Here is a 13279-nt window from a genome sequence, read left to right on the forward strand (position 1 = left end):
TCGCTGGAACTGTCAAGAGTCTGGAAGGGGGCCGCTCGCGTGAGTGTGCTCGACGAGATCATCGACGGAGTCCGTGCCGACCTCGCGGAGCGGCAGGCGCGCGTCAGCCTCGACGAGCTCAAGGAGCGCGCGGCGAAGGCTCCCGCGGCCAAGGACGGCGCGGCCGCACTGCGCGGCGACGGCGTCAAGGTCATCTGCGAGGTCAAGCGCTCCAGCCCCTCCAAGGGCGCGCTGGCCGCGATCGCCGACCCGGCCGGACTCGCCGCGGACTACGAGGCGGGCGGCGCGGCCGTCATCTCCGTCCTCACCGAGCAGCGGCGCTTCGGCGGCTCGCTCGCCGACCTCGAAGCGGTCCGCGCCCGCGTGGACATCCCGGTCCTGCGCAAGGACTTCATCGTCACGTCGTACCAGCTGTGGGAGGCCCGCGCCTACGGCGCCGACGTCGTCCTGCTGATCGTCGCCGCCCTCGACCAGCCCGCCCTGGAGTCCCTCATCGAGCGCGCCGAGTCCATCGGGCTCACGCCGCTCGTCGAGGTGCACGACGAGGACGAGGTCGAGCGCGCGGTGGACGCCGGTGCCCGGGTCATCGGCGTCAACGCGCGCAACCTCAAGACCCTCGAGGTCGACCGCGGCACCTTCGAGCGCGTGGCACCGGAGATCCCCGACCACATCATCAAGATCGCCGAGTCCGGCGTCCGCGGACCGCACGACCTCATCGCCTACGCCAACGCCGGCGCCGACGCGGTCCTGGTGGGCGAGTCCCTCGTCACCGGCAAGGACCCCAAGACGGCGGTCTCCGACCTGGTGGCGGCGGGCGAACACCCTGCACTCCGGCACGGCCGGGGCTGATCTCCCGCTAGGCTTGGCCCCGATGACTCTCACCATGACGACCGTGGACCGGTACGCCCGCCTCGCGCGCGGCTGCCGCCCCCGCGGCTGCCGTGCTCCCGCGCGCCGCGTCCACGGCCGCCGCGTCCGCTACGTCATCGGTGACGAGCCGGGCCAGGTGAATGGCATGCGATGGCAGCAGCGCCCTTCTTTTGGGGGCGCGGGGAACTGCGCGACCGGCCACAACGGTCCCGCAGCCGCCTGACAACCCTGCCCCCACGGCGATTAGTGCACATCCCACACACTCACCGTGAAGGTTTCCGCATGCCCAGTCAGTTCTTCATCCCCGACCCCGAGGGCCAAACGCCCAACCCCGACGGCTACTTCGGGACATTCGGCGGCAAGTTCATCCCCGAGGCCCTGGTCGCGGCAGTCGACGAAGTGGCCGTCGAGTACGACAAGGCCAAGCACGACCCCGAGTTCGCCAAGGAACTCGACGACCTCCTGGTCAACTACACCGGCCGCCCCTCCGCACTCACCGAAGTCCCCCGGTTCGCCGAGCACGCCGGCGGTGCCCGGGTCTTCCTGAAGCGGGAAGACCTCAACCACACCGGCTCCCACAAGATCAACAACGTCCTCGGCCAGGCCCTGCTCACCAAGCGCATGGGCAAGACCCGGGTCATCGCCGAGACGGGCGCCGGCCAGCACGGCGTCGCCACGGCCACGGCCTGCGCGCTCTTCGGCCTCGAGTGCACGATCTACATGGGCGAGATCGACACCCAGCGCCAAGCCCTCAACGTGGCCCGCATGCGCATGCTCGGCGCCGAGGTCATCGCCGTGAAGTCCGGCAGCCGCACGCTGAAGGACGCGATCAACGAGGCGTTCCGCGACTGGGTTGCCAACGTCGACCACACGCACTACCTCTTCGGCACGGTCGCCGGACCCCACCCGTTCCCGGCCATGGTCCGCGACTTCCACCGCGTCATCGGCGTGGAGACCCGCCGCCAGCTCCTGGAGCGCGCGGGCCGGCTCCCCGACGCGGCCGTCGCCTGCGTCGGCGGCGGCTCCAACGCCATCGGCCTCTTCCACGCCTTCATCCCGGACGAGTCCGTCCGCCTCATCGGCTGCGAGCCGGCCGGGCACGGCGTCGACACCGGCGAGCACGCGGCGACCCTTACCGCCGGCGAGCCCGGCATCCTGCACGGCTCCCGCAGTTACGTCCTCCAGGACGACGAGGGCCAGATCACCGAGCCGTACTCGATCTCGGCCGGTCTGGACTACCCGGGCATCGGCCCCGAGCACTCCTACCTCAAGGACTCCGGCCGCGGCGAGTACCGCGCGGTCACGGACGACGCGGCCATGCAGGCCCTGCACCTGCTGTCCCGCACCGAGGGCATCATCCCGGCCATCGAGAGCGCCCACGCGCTGGCCGGTGCCCTGGAGGTCGGCAGGGAGCTGGGCAAGGACGGGCTGATCGTGGTCAACCTGTCCGGCCGCGGCGACAAGGACATGGACACCGCCGCCCGCTACTTCGGCCTGTACGACACCGACGCCGAGGTCGCCGCCGACGCGGACACCGACACCGCAGAGATCGAGGGGGACGCCAAGTGAGCGGGAACATTCAGCTGCTGAGCGACACCCTCGCCGCGGCGAAGTCCGAGGGCCGGTCCGCGCTCATCGCCTACCTCCCGGCCGGGTTCCCGACCGTGGACGGCGGCATCGAGGCGATCAAAGCCGTCCTGGACGGCGGCGCCGACGTCGTCGAGGTCGGTCTGCCGCACAGCGACCCCGTCCTCGACGGGCCCGTCATCCAGACCGCCGACGACATCGCCCTGCGCGGCGGCGTGAAGATCGCCGACGTGATGCGCACGGTCCGCGAGGCCCACGCGGCGACCGGCAAGCCGGTGCTCGTCATGACGTACTGGAACCCCATCGACCGCTACGGCGTCGAACGGTTCACCGCCGAGCTCGCCGAGGCCGGCGGCGCCGGGTGCATCCTGCCCGACCTGCCCGTACAGGAGTCGGCGCTGTGGAGGGAGCACGCGGAGAAGCACGGCCTGGCCACCGTCTTCGTCGTCGCCCCCAGCAGCAAGGACCAGCGGCTCGCGCAGATCACCGCGGCGGGCAGCGGCTTCGTCTACGCCGCCTCCCTCATGGGCGTCACCGGCACCCGCGCGTCGGTCAGCTCGCAGGCCGAGGACCTGGTGGCACGCACCCGTGCCACCGGCACGGACCTGCCGGTCTGCGTCGGGCTCGGCGTCTCCAACGCCGCCCAGGCCGCCGAGGTCGCCGGCTTCGCCGACGGCGTGATCGTCGGCTCGGCCTTCGTCAAGGCCATGCTGGACGCCCCGGACGACGCGACCGGTCTTGAGGCCGTGCGCTCACTCGCGGGTGACCTCGCGAAGGGCGTGCGCCGACAGGCGTAGGAAAGCCGGAAGTCATACAGGTCCCTCGTACGGGTGGACCTGGGGCCGGGGAGGCGCGGTGCGTCTCCCCGGTTCGTTTCCGGGGTGTGAGCGAGAAGAACCGTGAGGGAAAGCGCACCGCCCGGGAGAAGCTGGCGGTGGAGCGCGAGAAGCACAAGGCCTCGGAGAAGCGCCGGCGCGCGCTGATCGTGGGCGGTGCCGTCGTGGCCGTCCTGGGACTCGCGGCGGTGATCGGCGTCGTCGCCGCCAACGCCGGGAAGGACGACGACAGCGAGGCGGCGGGCCCGGTCGTGGCTCCCTCGGGAGCACAGGGCAAGGACGGCCTCGCGATCCCGGTCGGCAAGGACAGCGCCAAGTCCACGCTCACGGTGTGGGAGGACTTCCGCTGCCCGGCCTGCAAGTCCTTCGAGACGGCGTACCGGCCGGTGATCCACGAGCTGACGAACGCCGGCCAGTTGAAGACCGAGTACCACCTGGTCACCCTCATCGACGGCAACATGGGCGGCAGCGGCTCCCGCAACGCGGCCAACGCCGCGGCCTGCGCGCAGGACGCCGGGAAGTTCCCCGCGTACCACGACGTGCTCTTCGACAACCAGCCCCAGGAGGTCGACGACGCCTACGCCAGGAACGCCAAGCTGATCGAGCTGGCCGGCAAGGTCGACGGCCTGGACACCCGCGCCTTCCGCAAGTGCGTCGAGGACGGCAGGCACAACGGCTGGGTCGCCAAGTCCCACCAGGCCTTCAACAAGGGCGGCTTCTCCGGCACGCCGACCGTGCTGTTCGACGGCAAGAACATCTACCAGGACCGGACGATGACCCCGGCGAAGCTGAAGCAGATGGTGCTGGAGAAGAACAAGGGGTGAAGGCTTTTCTCACCTGCCTGTTATGGACCCGTAGCCGGGCTGCCTGCCGCGGCCCGGGTCCGGCACGGTAGCGTCGACCTTGCCATGGAACTTGCCTTCATTCCCAGCCCGTCACGCGGGGTGCTGTATCTCGGCCCCATTCCGCTGCGCGGCTACGCGTTCTGCATCATCATCGGCGTCTTCGTTGCCGTCTGGCTCGGCAACAAGCGCTGGATCGCCCGGGGCGGGCGGGCCGGCACGGTGGCCGACATCGCGGTCTGGGCCGTGCCCTTCGGCCTCGTGGGCGGCCGGCTCTACCACGTGATCACGGACTACGAGCTGTACTTCAGCGAGGGCCGTGACTGGGTGGACGCCTTCAAGATCTGGGAGGGCGGTCTCGGCATCTGGGGCGCGATCGCGCTGGGCGCGGTCGGCGCGTGGATCGGCTGCCGGCGCCGGGGCATCCCGCTGCCCGCGTACGCCGACGCCATCGCACCCGGCATCGCCTTCGCCCAGGCGATCGGCCGCTGGGGCAACTGGTTCAACCAGGAGCTGTACGGCAAGCCCACCGACCTGCCCTGGGCCCTGGAGATCACGTCCTCCGCGGACGGCCGGGTGCCGGGCACGTACCACCCGACGTTCCTGTACGAATCGCTGTGGTGCATCGGCGTCGCGTTCCTGGTCATCTGGGCGGACCGCCGCTTCCGGCTGGGACACGGCCGGGCGTTCGCACTGTACGTCGCCGCGTATTGCACGGGCCGGGCGTGGATCGAGTACATGCGGGTCGACGACGCCCACCACATCCTGGGTCTCCGGCTGAACGTGTGGACCGCGATGTTCGTGTTCCTGCTCGCGGTCATCTACCTCGTGCTGTCGTCGAAGAAGCGGCCGGGCCGGGAAGCCGTGGTGGAGCCGGGTGCCTCCGACGGTGACGACGAGTCCGTCGGCGAGGGCAAGGAAGACGAGTCCGAAGGCGAAGGCAAGGAAGCCGACGAGTCCAAGGCCGACGAGGCCAATGACGAGGCCGGGTCGGCGAAGAAGACCTGACGGTCAGCCGCACGCATTCGAGGGGTGCCCGGAGCTGTCCGGGCACCCCTCGGTGCGTCTAACGGCGGCGGGCCAGGGACAGGGTGCGCTGGGCCGCCGCCACCACCGCCGTGTCGATGAAGCGGCCGTCCGGCAGGGCCTGGGCGCCCTGTTCCGTCGCCGCCGCCTTGACGATCGTCTCCGCCTGCTCGATCTCCTCCTCGGTGGGGAGGAAAGCCCGCTCGATGACCGGGAGCTGGCGGGGGTGGATCGCGGCCCGGCCCAGGAAGCCCAGGGCGCGGCCGTGGACGCAGGAGGCGGCCAGCCCCTCCAGGTCCCGGACGTCCGGGTGGACCGACTGGGCCGGCGGCGGCAGGCCCGCGGCCCGGGCGGCCACGATCACCCGGGAACGGGACCAGTCGAGCCCCTCGTCGTCACATCCGCCCAGGTCGGCCCGGAGATCCGCCTCGCCGAGCGCGATGCCCCGCAGGGACGGGTGGGCCGTGGCGACGGCGTACGCCTGTTCCACGCCGAGGGCCGTCTCCAGGAGGGCGTACAGGGGCAGCCCGGTGGGGACGGCGTGCTGGGCGATCCGGACGACCTCGGCGGGTGAGCCGATCTTGGGGAGCCGCACGGCGCAGAGGCCGGGAGCCGCGGCGACGGCGGCGAGGTCCTGCCCGGCCCAGGGGCTGTCCAGGGCGTTGACGCGGACGTGGACCGGGACCGGCGGCAGCTCGGCGAGCAACTCGGCGGTGGCGGCACGGGCGTACGCCTTCCGGTCGGGGGCGACCGCGTCCTCCAGGTCGACGACGACGATGTCGGCGCCGGAGGTGAGGGCCTTGGCGACCACATGGGGGCGGTCGCCGGGGGCGTACAGCCAGGTGAGCGGGAACGCCGTCACAGTGCGCCCTCCGCGCGCAGCGCCGTGAGGTCGGCCGGGGTGAGGCCCAGTTCGGTGAGGATCTCGTCGGTGTCGGCGCCGTGCGGGCGGCCGGCCCAGCGGATCGCGCCGGGCGTGGCGGAGAGCCGGAAGAGGACGTTCTGCATGCGCAGGGGGCCCAGCTCCGGGTCGTCGACCGTGGTGATGGTGTTCAGGGCCTGGTACTGCGGGTCCGCCATCACGTCCCGGACGTCCTGGACCGGGGCCACCGCCGCCTCGGCCTTCTCGAAGGCCGCCAGGACGTCCGTGCGGGTGCGTGCGGCGATCCAGGAGCCCACCGCCTCGTCCAGGACGTCGGCGTGGCGGGCGCGGTCGGCGCCCGTCGCGAACCACGGCTCGTCGATCAGTTCGGGGCGGCCCACCAGGTGCATCACGCGTTCCGCGACCGACTGGGCCGACGTCGAGACGGCGACCCAGGTGCCGTCCGCGGTGCGGTAGACGCCGCGCGGGGCGTTGTTGGGGGAGCGATTGCCGGTGCGGGGCTGGACGTGGCCGAGCTGGTCGAACCAGAGGGGCTGCGGGCCGAGCGCGGCCAGGATCGGTTCGATCAGGGCCATGTCGACGACCTGGCCCTCGCCGGTCCTGTCCCGGGCGGCGAGGGCCGTCATCACCGCGTACGCCGTCGTCAGGCCCGCGATGGAGTCGGCCAGGCCGAACGGCGGCAGCGTCGGGGGCGCGTCCGGTTCGCCGGTGATCGCGGCGAAGCCGCTCATCGCCTCGGCGAGGGTGCCGAAGCCGGGGCGGTGGGCGTAGGGGCCGAACTGGCCGAAGCCGGTGACGCGGGCCAGGACCAGGCGGGGGTTGGCGGCCGACAGCTCCGGCCAGCCCAGGTCCCACTTCTCCAGGGTGCCGGGGCGGAAGTTCTCGATGATCACGTCGGCGCCGGCGGCGAGGCGCAGAAGGGTGGTGCGGCCGCCGGGCTTCGACAGGTCGAGGGTGAGGGTGCGTTTGTTGCGGCCGAGCATCTTCCACCACAGGCCCACGCCGTCCTTCGACGGGCCGTGGCCGCGGGACGGGTCCGGTTTCGACGGGTGCTCGACCTTGACGACGTCCGCGCCGAAGTCGCCGAGCAGGGTGGCGGCGAGCGGGCCGGCGAAGAGGGTGGCGAGGTCCAGGACGCGGAGGCCGGTGAGGGGCGCGGGTGCGGTCATGAGCGGTGGGTCTCCCGGTGGGTGAGGTGGGCGAGGGTGGCGAAGCCGATGCCGTTGAAGTCGCCGATGGAGGTGGCCAGGCGGTTCTTCAGGGGTGCCGTCCAGCGGTCGGGGAGCGCCGCGGGGTCTGCGGCCAGCAGGCCGGCGATGCTGCCGGCGGTCGCGCCATTGGAGTCGGTGTCCCAGCCGCCGCTCACCGCGCGGCAGATCGAGCCGGAGAAGTCGCCGTTCGCGTGGGTGAGGGCGGCGGCGATCAGGGCGGTGTTGGGGACGGCGTGCACCCAGTGGTGGGTGGGGGCGTGGGCGGCGTGCAGTTCGTCGACGATCGTGTCGAAGTCGTGGTGTTCCCGGGCCAGTTGGATGGCGTGGTGGACGGCTCGGGCGAGGCGGGAGCGGGGAGGGACGACGGTGCGGCCGGTGCGCAGGCAGGTGTGGACGTCGTGTTCGCCTGTCGCGGCGGCCGCGATGGTGGCCGCGGTGAACATCGCCGCGTAGACGCCGTTGGCGGTGTGGGTGAGGGTGGCGTCGCGGTGGGCCTGTTCCGCGGCGGCGGCCGGGTCGCCGGGGTTGGTCCAGCCGTGGACGTCGGCGCGGATCAGGGCGCCGATCCATTCGCGGAACGGGTTGCGGTGGCGGGCGGTGTGCGGGGGTTCCAGGCCGGTGAGGAGGTTGCGGTAGGCGATGCGTTCGGCGGTGAAGGTGCGGCCGGCGGGGAGTTCGTCGAGCCAGGTGCGGGCCACGTCCGTGGTGGTGAAGGACTTGCCGTGGCGTTGCAGGAGGATCAGGTTGAGGAGGGGGTAGTTGAGGTCGTCGTCCTCGGGCATGCCGTCGATGTTCTCGGCGAGGGAGGTTGTTGCCGAGCGGCGGTTCCAGGGGTGCGTGGCCAGGAGTTCCTGGGGGACGCCTCTGGCCGTGAAGTACATGTTGAGGGGCCAGTTGCCGGTGGCGCTGGCCAGTTGGCGGATGGCTTCGAGGGGGAGTTTCTCGACTGGTTTGCCCAGGAGGCAGCCGACGGCTCGGCCCAGCCAGGCGGATTCCAGGTGCTGCGGCGTGGTGGCGGGGGTCGGGGCGCTCGCCGGCGCTGGCGGGGTGCCGCTGCGCCCACCCTCCCCCACTCTCGGCTTCGCTCGAGCGGGGGGACCCCCATCGCCCCAGCGGCACAACTGCCCGCAGCTGAGTCGGCTACGGCCGCCCGCGGGCGGCGGCCAGTTCGGGCAGGCCGACTTGATTCTCTCCAGGTCCGTTGGCTCGTCGTCCGCCAACCTGCTCGGGAGGTCCGCCAGTTCGTCCAGGAGGTCTTCTGCCAGTTGGCGGAGGTAGCGGGAGGCGGGGGACGGGGACGCTCCTGCTGTGAGAGGGGCGTCCGGGCCGCCTGCTGCTCTCCAGCGGGACGCGATCGCCTTCGGCTCGCGGCCGTCCTGGGTCGCCTGGCGGAGTTCGTGGCCGAGCAGGTCCTCCGGCTGGACCCAGGTCAGGCGGAGCATTCCGGGCCTTTGAGGGATGCGAAGGCCTGTTCGTGGGTGCGGCGGCGGGAGGTGTCCCGGGTGAAGATCTCGCGGGTGACGGCCGTGAGGGTCGTGGCCGGTTCCCAGAGGTCCAGGCGGCTGGCCTCCGCGACCGTCTTCGCCCAGTCCTGGGGGACCGGCGAGCCGAGGGCGCCCGCCAGGGCGCCGGCCATCGTGGCGATGGAGTCGCAGTCGCGGCCGTAGTTGACGGCGCCCAGGACGGCGTGCCGGTAGTCGCCCCCGGCCACGAGCAACATGCCCAGGGCCACGGGGAGTTCCTCGATCGCGTGGAGACGGGAGGGGCGGCGGGCGCCGAGGGATGGGGCGCGGTAGTCGGGGCCGACCGTGTCGTAGGGGGCGACCGCCTCGCGCAGGGGGCGCAGTGCCGACTCGAAGTCCGTGTGGCGGGAGGCCTCCTCGCAGACCCGCTCGATGGCGGTGCGCGTGCCGTCCTTCGCCAGGGACAGGCAGGTGGAGACGATCGAGTCCGGGGTGGCCCCGGGGGTGCACGCCGCCGCGACCGCCGCCGCCAGGACGCCCGCCGCCTCACGGCCGTACGACGACTGGTGCGCGCCGGCGATGTCGAGGGCCTCGGCGTAGGCCGCCCGCGGGTTGGCGGCGTTGACCAGGCCGACCGGGGACATGTACATCGCCGCACCGCAGTTGACGATGTTGCCGGTGCCGGCCTCGCGCGGGTCGGCGTGGCCGTAGTGGATCCTCGCGACCAGCCATTTCTCCGCCAGGAAGACACGGTGCAGGGGGAGTGCCTCGCTCTCCAGCTCCGGGATCCAGCGGGGCTCGGTCATCAGGTCGGGGACGAGGTGGTCGGCGATCGCGTAGGCGTCGAGGTGGTCGCGGACCCGGGCGTAGACGCGGATCAGGGCGTGCGTCATCAAGGTGTCGTCGGTGACGTGGCCGTCACCCTTGTGGTACGGGGCGAGGGGGCGGGCGGTGCGCCAGTCGTCGCCGTGCCAGGGGCCGACGATGCCGTGGACGCGGCCGCCGTGGCGTTCCAGGATCTGCTCGGGCGAGTAGCCCTCGACGGGGCCGCCGAGGGCGTCACCGACGGCGGCGCCGACCAGGGCTCCGGTGATCCGCTCGTCCAGGGTGGCGTTTTGGTGTGATTTGGGCTGCATGGCCGCATCATCCACCGGGGCGGGCCGGTTGGGCGGCTTCCAGGAGTCCGGCGAGTTCCACGAGGTCCGTGCCGGTGAGGCGGGGAAGGACGCAGCCGGAGAGGGTGCGGCAGGTCTCCCGCCAGGAGGCCGGGATCGAGGCGCCGCCGCCCAGCGCGCCGGTGAGGGCGCCCGCCAGGGCCGGGGCGGAGTCCGCGACGCGGGACAGGCAGGCCGCGGCGGGGATCGCCTCCGCGATGCGGCCGCGGGCCGCGGTGGCCAGGGCGAGGGCGACCGGGACCGTTTCGGCGGCGGCGATGCCGTAGCTGTAGACGTGGTCGACGATCTGGTGTTCCAGGGGCGGGACCAGGGCGAAGGCGCTGTCCGCGTCGGCGGCGAGGTGCAGGGCGTGCCGGGCGTTGCGGCCGATCTCCGTCTCCTCGGGGAGTTCGGCGAGGGCCGCCGTGACGCAGGCGTCGACATGCGCGCCGGCCAGGGCGAGGGCGAGTGCCGCCGCCATGGCGCGGGCGCCGTGGACGCCGTCGCCGTCCTGGGTGTAGCGGGCGTCGAACTCGGCGAGGTCGGCGGCGCGCCGGGGGTCCCCGGGGTGGGCCACGGCCAGGACGCACGCCCGGACGCAGGCCGCGTCGTCGAAGTAGTGCGGGTTGTCGTGGCCGGTGGCGGGCGGGCGCAGGCCGGTGGCCAGGTTGCCGAGGCCGGCGCGGACGGAGATGCGGGCGCGCAGGGGGAGGACGGCGGATTCGATCTCGGGCGCGCGGTTCGCTGCGGCGGCTACCTCGCAGGCGATGGCGTTCCAGGTGAGGTCGATGGCGGCGCGGATGCGGCGGTCCCGGCTGAGGTCGTTCAGGACGGTGTCGTCGCCGGCGCGGAGGAGGGCCTCCGCGGCGAAGGCGGCCCATTCGGCGTCGTCGGAGGGGCCGAGGCGCAGGGGTTCCGGGGGCTGGTTCAGGGCGATGGGGACGGGGAGGGTGGTGGTGGCGTTGTGTTCGGCGAAGGTGTCCAGTTCGCGGGTGAGGCGGCGGGTCCAGTCGGGCATGCGGGCGGCTCTGTGGCGGGCCGCGGGCCAGCCGGCGGCGTCGCCGGCGGCGAGTCCGAGCAGGAGGCCTTCGGCCTTTTTGTCTCTCACCCGCGCACCGCCCGTACCTGTCACCCGAGGGGTCCTGGTCTCCCGTGGATCCACATCGCCGTCGGCGGCTGCGGGTGGTCCCTCCGGGACCGCGGTGCCGGCCGCTGCCGCCGGTTCGTGCGGCGTCATGCGGGGGCCTCCGTCCCGTCGCCCGCCAGGGCGAAGTCCGTCGGCACCGGCTCCTCGTTGCATACCGCCGGTGTCAGCAGGTCCGCCACGTCCAGGACGTGGTAGCCCGCCATCGCCGGCAGGCAGCGGCCGCGGACCGGGCCGATGGGGGTCGTCCAGGCCTCCGGGATCGCCGAGACTCCCCGGGTCGCGCCCGCCAGGGCACCCGCGACCGCCGCCGTCGTGTCCGCGTCGCGGCCCATGTTCACCGCCGTCAGGACGGACTGTTCGAAGTCGCCGTCGGCCGCCGCGTACGCGCCGAAGGCGAGGGCGACCGCCTCGGGGGCCAGGTCGGTCCAGGGGTAGCCGCCGATGACGACCGCGGAGCGGACCGCGCGTTCGCCGCGGTGGGCCACCGCCACCGCGCGGCGCAGGCAGCGGGCCGTCCAGGAGTCGTCGGGCACGACGGCGAGGGCGGCCGCCACGACCGCGATCGGCTGGGCACCCGCCATCGCCGCCGCCACTCCTGCGGCCACCGCCTGGCCGCCGTAGATGCCCTCGCCGTCATGGCTCACCGAACCGTCGATCGCCACCAGCCGGGCCGCCTCCGCCGGGCGACCGGGCGCGAACACCCCGAAGGGGGCCGCCCGCATGGCCAGGCCGTCGCTCCAGGCGTGCCGGTGCTGGGCGGAGATGGGGGCCGCCAGACCTCGGCGGAGGTTCTCCAGCGTGCCGCGTTCGCTGAAGCCGGCGCCCCGGAAGGGGCCCTCGTCGCGGTCGGCGATCCACTCGTGCCAGGCCGCCTCCACGTGCGCGGGGGTCAGCGCCGAGCCGTGCCGGGCCAGGAGGAGGCCCGAGAAGATCGCGTACTCGGTGTCGTCCGTGCCGGCGGGGTGCTCGGCGACGTAGCCGGTGATGCGGCCCCACCGCGCGCGGATCTCCGAGGGCTTCAGGTTCTCGGCCGGGGCCCCGAGCGCGTCCCCGACGGCCAGGCCCAGCAGGGCGCCCCGTGCCCGTGCGCGGAGTTCGGTGGCGTCCCCGGGCGCCGGGACGGAGGGGATGCAGGCGATCGATGCCATACGGGATGTGTCCCACTCCGGCGACCACCCCGAGCCTCGGGAGCCTCAGCATCACCCGGTCGACATCTGTGCAAGATCCTCATCAAGTGAGCGCTGAAGGGTAAAACCGCAGGTTAGCGCAGCCTTTCCTTGCTGGCGGCGCCGGAATTCACGGCGTACTTTGTGTGTTGTAAAAATCTGGAACTCGTCCAGAGAAGCTTGGTTCGGTAAGGGGATCGGGGACTTTTCATGGCCATCATCGAGACCGAGGCGGCGCTGCACGAGGCGCACCGGGACAACCACACCCACCGGGACGTCAACGGCGGCTGGCTGCGTCCCGCGGTGTTCGGTGCGATGGACGGCCTCGTCTCCAACCTGGCCCTGATGACCGGTGTCGCGGGCGGCTCGGTCAGCCAGCACACCGTCGTCCTCACCGGACTCGCGGGCCTGGCCGCCGGTGCCTTCTCCATGGCCGCCGGCGAGTACACCTCCGTCGCCTCGCAACGCGAGCTGGTCGAGGCCGAGCTGGACGTGGAGCGGCGCGAGCTGCGCAAGCACCCGCAGTGCGAGGAGGCCGAGCTCGCCGCGCTCTACCGGGCGCGCGGGGTCGAGCCGGGCCTGGCCGACGAGGTCGCCCGGCAGCTGTCTAAGGATCCCGAGCAGGCGCTGGAGATCCACGCCCGGGAGGAGCTGGGCATCGACCCCGGCGATCTGCCCTCGCCCACCGTGGCCGCGGTGTCGAGCTTCGGCTCCTTCGCGCTCGGCGCGCTGATCCCGGTCCTGCCGTATCTTCTGGGTGCGGGCAGCCTGTGGCCGGCCGTGCTGCTGGCGCTGCTCGGACTCTTCCTGTGCGGAGCGGTGGTGGCCAAGGTGACGGCCCGCACCTGGTGGTACAGCGGGCTGCGGCAGCTGCTCCTGGGAGGTGCGGCGGCCGGTGTGACGTACGCCCTGGGCAGCTTGTTCGGAACGGCCGTAGGATAGCTCGGCTCGGACTTATGCGAGGGACCGCATAAGTAGCCGTTACTTGCTGGTTTCGAACGCGCAATCACCGGGCATGAGCCGTAAGCGCTGCGGGCAACGAGGCCCGTGGCCGCGCTCAGCGGGGTGGGCGAAGACGCCTGTCCCGCCTCCGG

Annotated in this window: 13 protein-coding genes; 7 read left to right on the top strand and 6 right to left on the bottom strand. The window is 72.7% G+C overall.

Going from position 1 to position 13279, the window contains the following annotated elements; all coding sequences use genetic code 11:
* The first annotated feature begins 39 nt into the window (after window positions 1-39).
* The 6 genes from trpC (at window position 40) to lgt (ending at window position 5143) form a co-directional block, all read left to right on the top strand.
* Complete coding sequence (trpC, locus tag ABZ192_RS04495) at window positions 40-849, top strand: indole-3-glycerol phosphate synthase TrpC (RefSeq protein WP_037668094.1); 810 nt, start codon at window positions 40-42, stop codon at window positions 847-849.
* A gap of 22 nt (window positions 850-871) precedes the next feature.
* Window positions 872-1093, top strand: coding sequence for a tryptophan synthase subunit(beta) (locus ABZ192_RS04500; protein WP_356923044.1), 222 nt, complete (start codon window positions 872-874; stop codon window positions 1091-1093).
* Between the two features lie 59 nt (window positions 1094-1152).
* Window positions 1153-2439 carry a tryptophan synthase subunit beta gene (gene trpB / locus ABZ192_RS04505; RefSeq protein ID WP_356923045.1) on the top strand — a complete coding sequence of 429 codons (1287 nt, stop codon included), beginning with the start codon at window positions 1153-1155 and terminating at the stop codon, window positions 2437-2439.
* A complete protein-coding gene (trpA, locus tag ABZ192_RS04510) occupies window positions 2436-3254 on the top strand; it encodes a tryptophan synthase subunit alpha (protein WP_356923046.1) in 819 nt (272 codons plus the stop codon). The genes trpB and trpA overlap by 4 nt, the downstream gene beginning before the upstream one ends.
* 86 nt (window positions 3255-3340) lie before the next feature.
* Window positions 3341-4117 (top strand): thioredoxin domain-containing protein, encoded by a 777-nt coding sequence (locus tag ABZ192_RS04515; RefSeq protein WP_356923047.1) that lies wholly within the window; start codon window positions 3341-3343, stop codon window positions 4115-4117.
* An 84-nt stretch (window positions 4118-4201) separates the two neighbouring features.
* The gene (lgt, locus tag ABZ192_RS04520; protein ID WP_356923048.1) at window positions 4202-5143 is read left to right on the top strand and encodes a prolipoprotein diacylglyceryl transferase; all 942 of its coding nucleotides are present in this window, start codon (window positions 4202-4204) and stop codon (window positions 5141-5143) included.
* A 58-nt stretch (window positions 5144-5201) separates the two neighbouring features.
* Here the strand turns inward: lgt and ABZ192_RS04525 are convergent, their stop codons facing one another.
* The 6 genes from ABZ192_RS04525 to ABZ192_RS04550 are packed head-to-tail and all read right to left on the bottom strand — an operon-like array spanning window position 5202 to window position 12167.
* A complete protein-coding gene (locus ABZ192_RS04525; RefSeq protein ID WP_356923049.1) occupies window positions 5202-6023 on the bottom strand; it encodes a CoA ester lyase in 822 nt (273 codons plus the stop codon).
* On the bottom strand, window positions 6020-7213 hold the full coding sequence (locus ABZ192_RS04530) for a CoA transferase (RefSeq protein ID WP_356923050.1): 1194 nt from the start codon (window positions 7211-7213) through the stop codon (window positions 6020-6022). The genes ABZ192_RS04525 and ABZ192_RS04530 overlap by 4 nt, the downstream gene beginning before the upstream one ends.
* Entirely contained in the window at window positions 7210-8697 is a 1488-nt protein-coding gene (locus tag ABZ192_RS04535) for an ADP-ribosylglycohydrolase family protein (RefSeq protein ID WP_356923051.1), read from the bottom strand. Before ABZ192_RS04535 ends, ABZ192_RS04530 begins: the two co-directional genes overlap by 4 nt.
* Window positions 8685-9854, bottom strand: a complete 1170-nt coding sequence (locus ABZ192_RS04540) for an ADP-ribosylglycohydrolase family protein (RefSeq protein WP_356923052.1) — start codon at window positions 9852-9854, stop codon at window positions 8685-8687. Before ABZ192_RS04540 ends, ABZ192_RS04535 begins: the two co-directional genes overlap by 13 nt.
* Before the next feature lie 7 nt (window positions 9855-9861).
* Complete coding sequence (locus tag ABZ192_RS04545; protein WP_356923053.1) at window positions 9862-11109, bottom strand: ADP-ribosylglycohydrolase family protein; 1248 nt, start codon at window positions 11107-11109, stop codon at window positions 9862-9864.
* On the bottom strand, window positions 11106-12167 hold the full coding sequence (locus ABZ192_RS04550; protein WP_356923054.1) for an ADP-ribosylglycohydrolase family protein: 1062 nt from the start codon (window positions 12165-12167) through the stop codon (window positions 11106-11108). The genes ABZ192_RS04545 and ABZ192_RS04550 overlap by 4 nt, the downstream gene beginning before the upstream one ends.
* A 228-nt stretch (window positions 12168-12395) precedes the next feature.
* Here ABZ192_RS04550 and ABZ192_RS04555 point away from each other — a divergent pair, with 228 nt between their 5' ends.
* Window positions 12396-13127: a VIT1/CCC1 transporter family protein gene (locus ABZ192_RS04555; protein WP_356923055.1), complete on the top strand. Its 732-nt coding sequence runs from the start codon at window positions 12396-12398 to the stop codon at window positions 13125-13127.
* Window positions 13128-13279 lie beyond the last annotated feature (152 nt).

Source organism: Streptomyces sp. NPDC006235, from assembly GCF_040613735.1.
Classification (GTDB): domain Bacteria; phylum Actinomycetota; class Actinomycetes; order Streptomycetales; family Streptomycetaceae; genus Streptomyces.

What these genes read in the sequence shown, in the direction of transcription:
- ABZ192_RS04550 (WP_356923054.1), bottom strand. Translation starts at nt 12,167, where the DNA reads ATGGCATCGATCGCCTGCATCCCCTCCGTCCCGGCGCCCGGGGACGCC.
- trpB (WP_356923045.1), top strand. Translation starts at nt 1,153, where the DNA reads ATGCCCAGTCAGTTCTTCATCCCCGACCCCGAGGGCCAAACGCCCAAC.
- ABZ192_RS04500 (WP_356923044.1), top strand. Translation starts at nt 872, where the DNA reads ATGACTCTCACCATGACGACCGTGGACCGGTACGCCCGCCTCGCGCGC.
- ABZ192_RS04555 (WP_356923055.1), top strand. Translation starts at nt 12,396, where the DNA reads ATGGCCATCATCGAGACCGAGGCGGCGCTGCACGAGGCGCACCGGGAC.
- lgt (WP_356923048.1), top strand. Translation starts at nt 4,202, where the DNA reads ATGGAACTTGCCTTCATTCCCAGCCCGTCACGCGGGGTGCTGTATCTC.
- ABZ192_RS04535 (WP_356923051.1), bottom strand. Translation starts at nt 8,697, where the DNA reads ATGCTCCGCCTGACCTGGGTCCAGCCGGAGGACCTGCTCGGCCACGAA.
- ABZ192_RS04545 (WP_356923053.1), bottom strand. Translation starts at nt 11,109, where the DNA reads ATGACGCCGCACGAACCGGCGGCAGCGGCCGGCACCGCGGTCCCGGAG.
- ABZ192_RS04540 (WP_356923052.1), bottom strand. Translation starts at nt 9,854, where the DNA reads ATGCAGCCCAAATCACACCAAAACGCCACCCTGGACGAGCGGATCACC.
- ABZ192_RS04530 (WP_356923050.1), bottom strand. Translation starts at nt 7,213, where the DNA reads ATGACCGCACCCGCGCCCCTCACCGGCCTCCGCGTCCTGGACCTCGCC.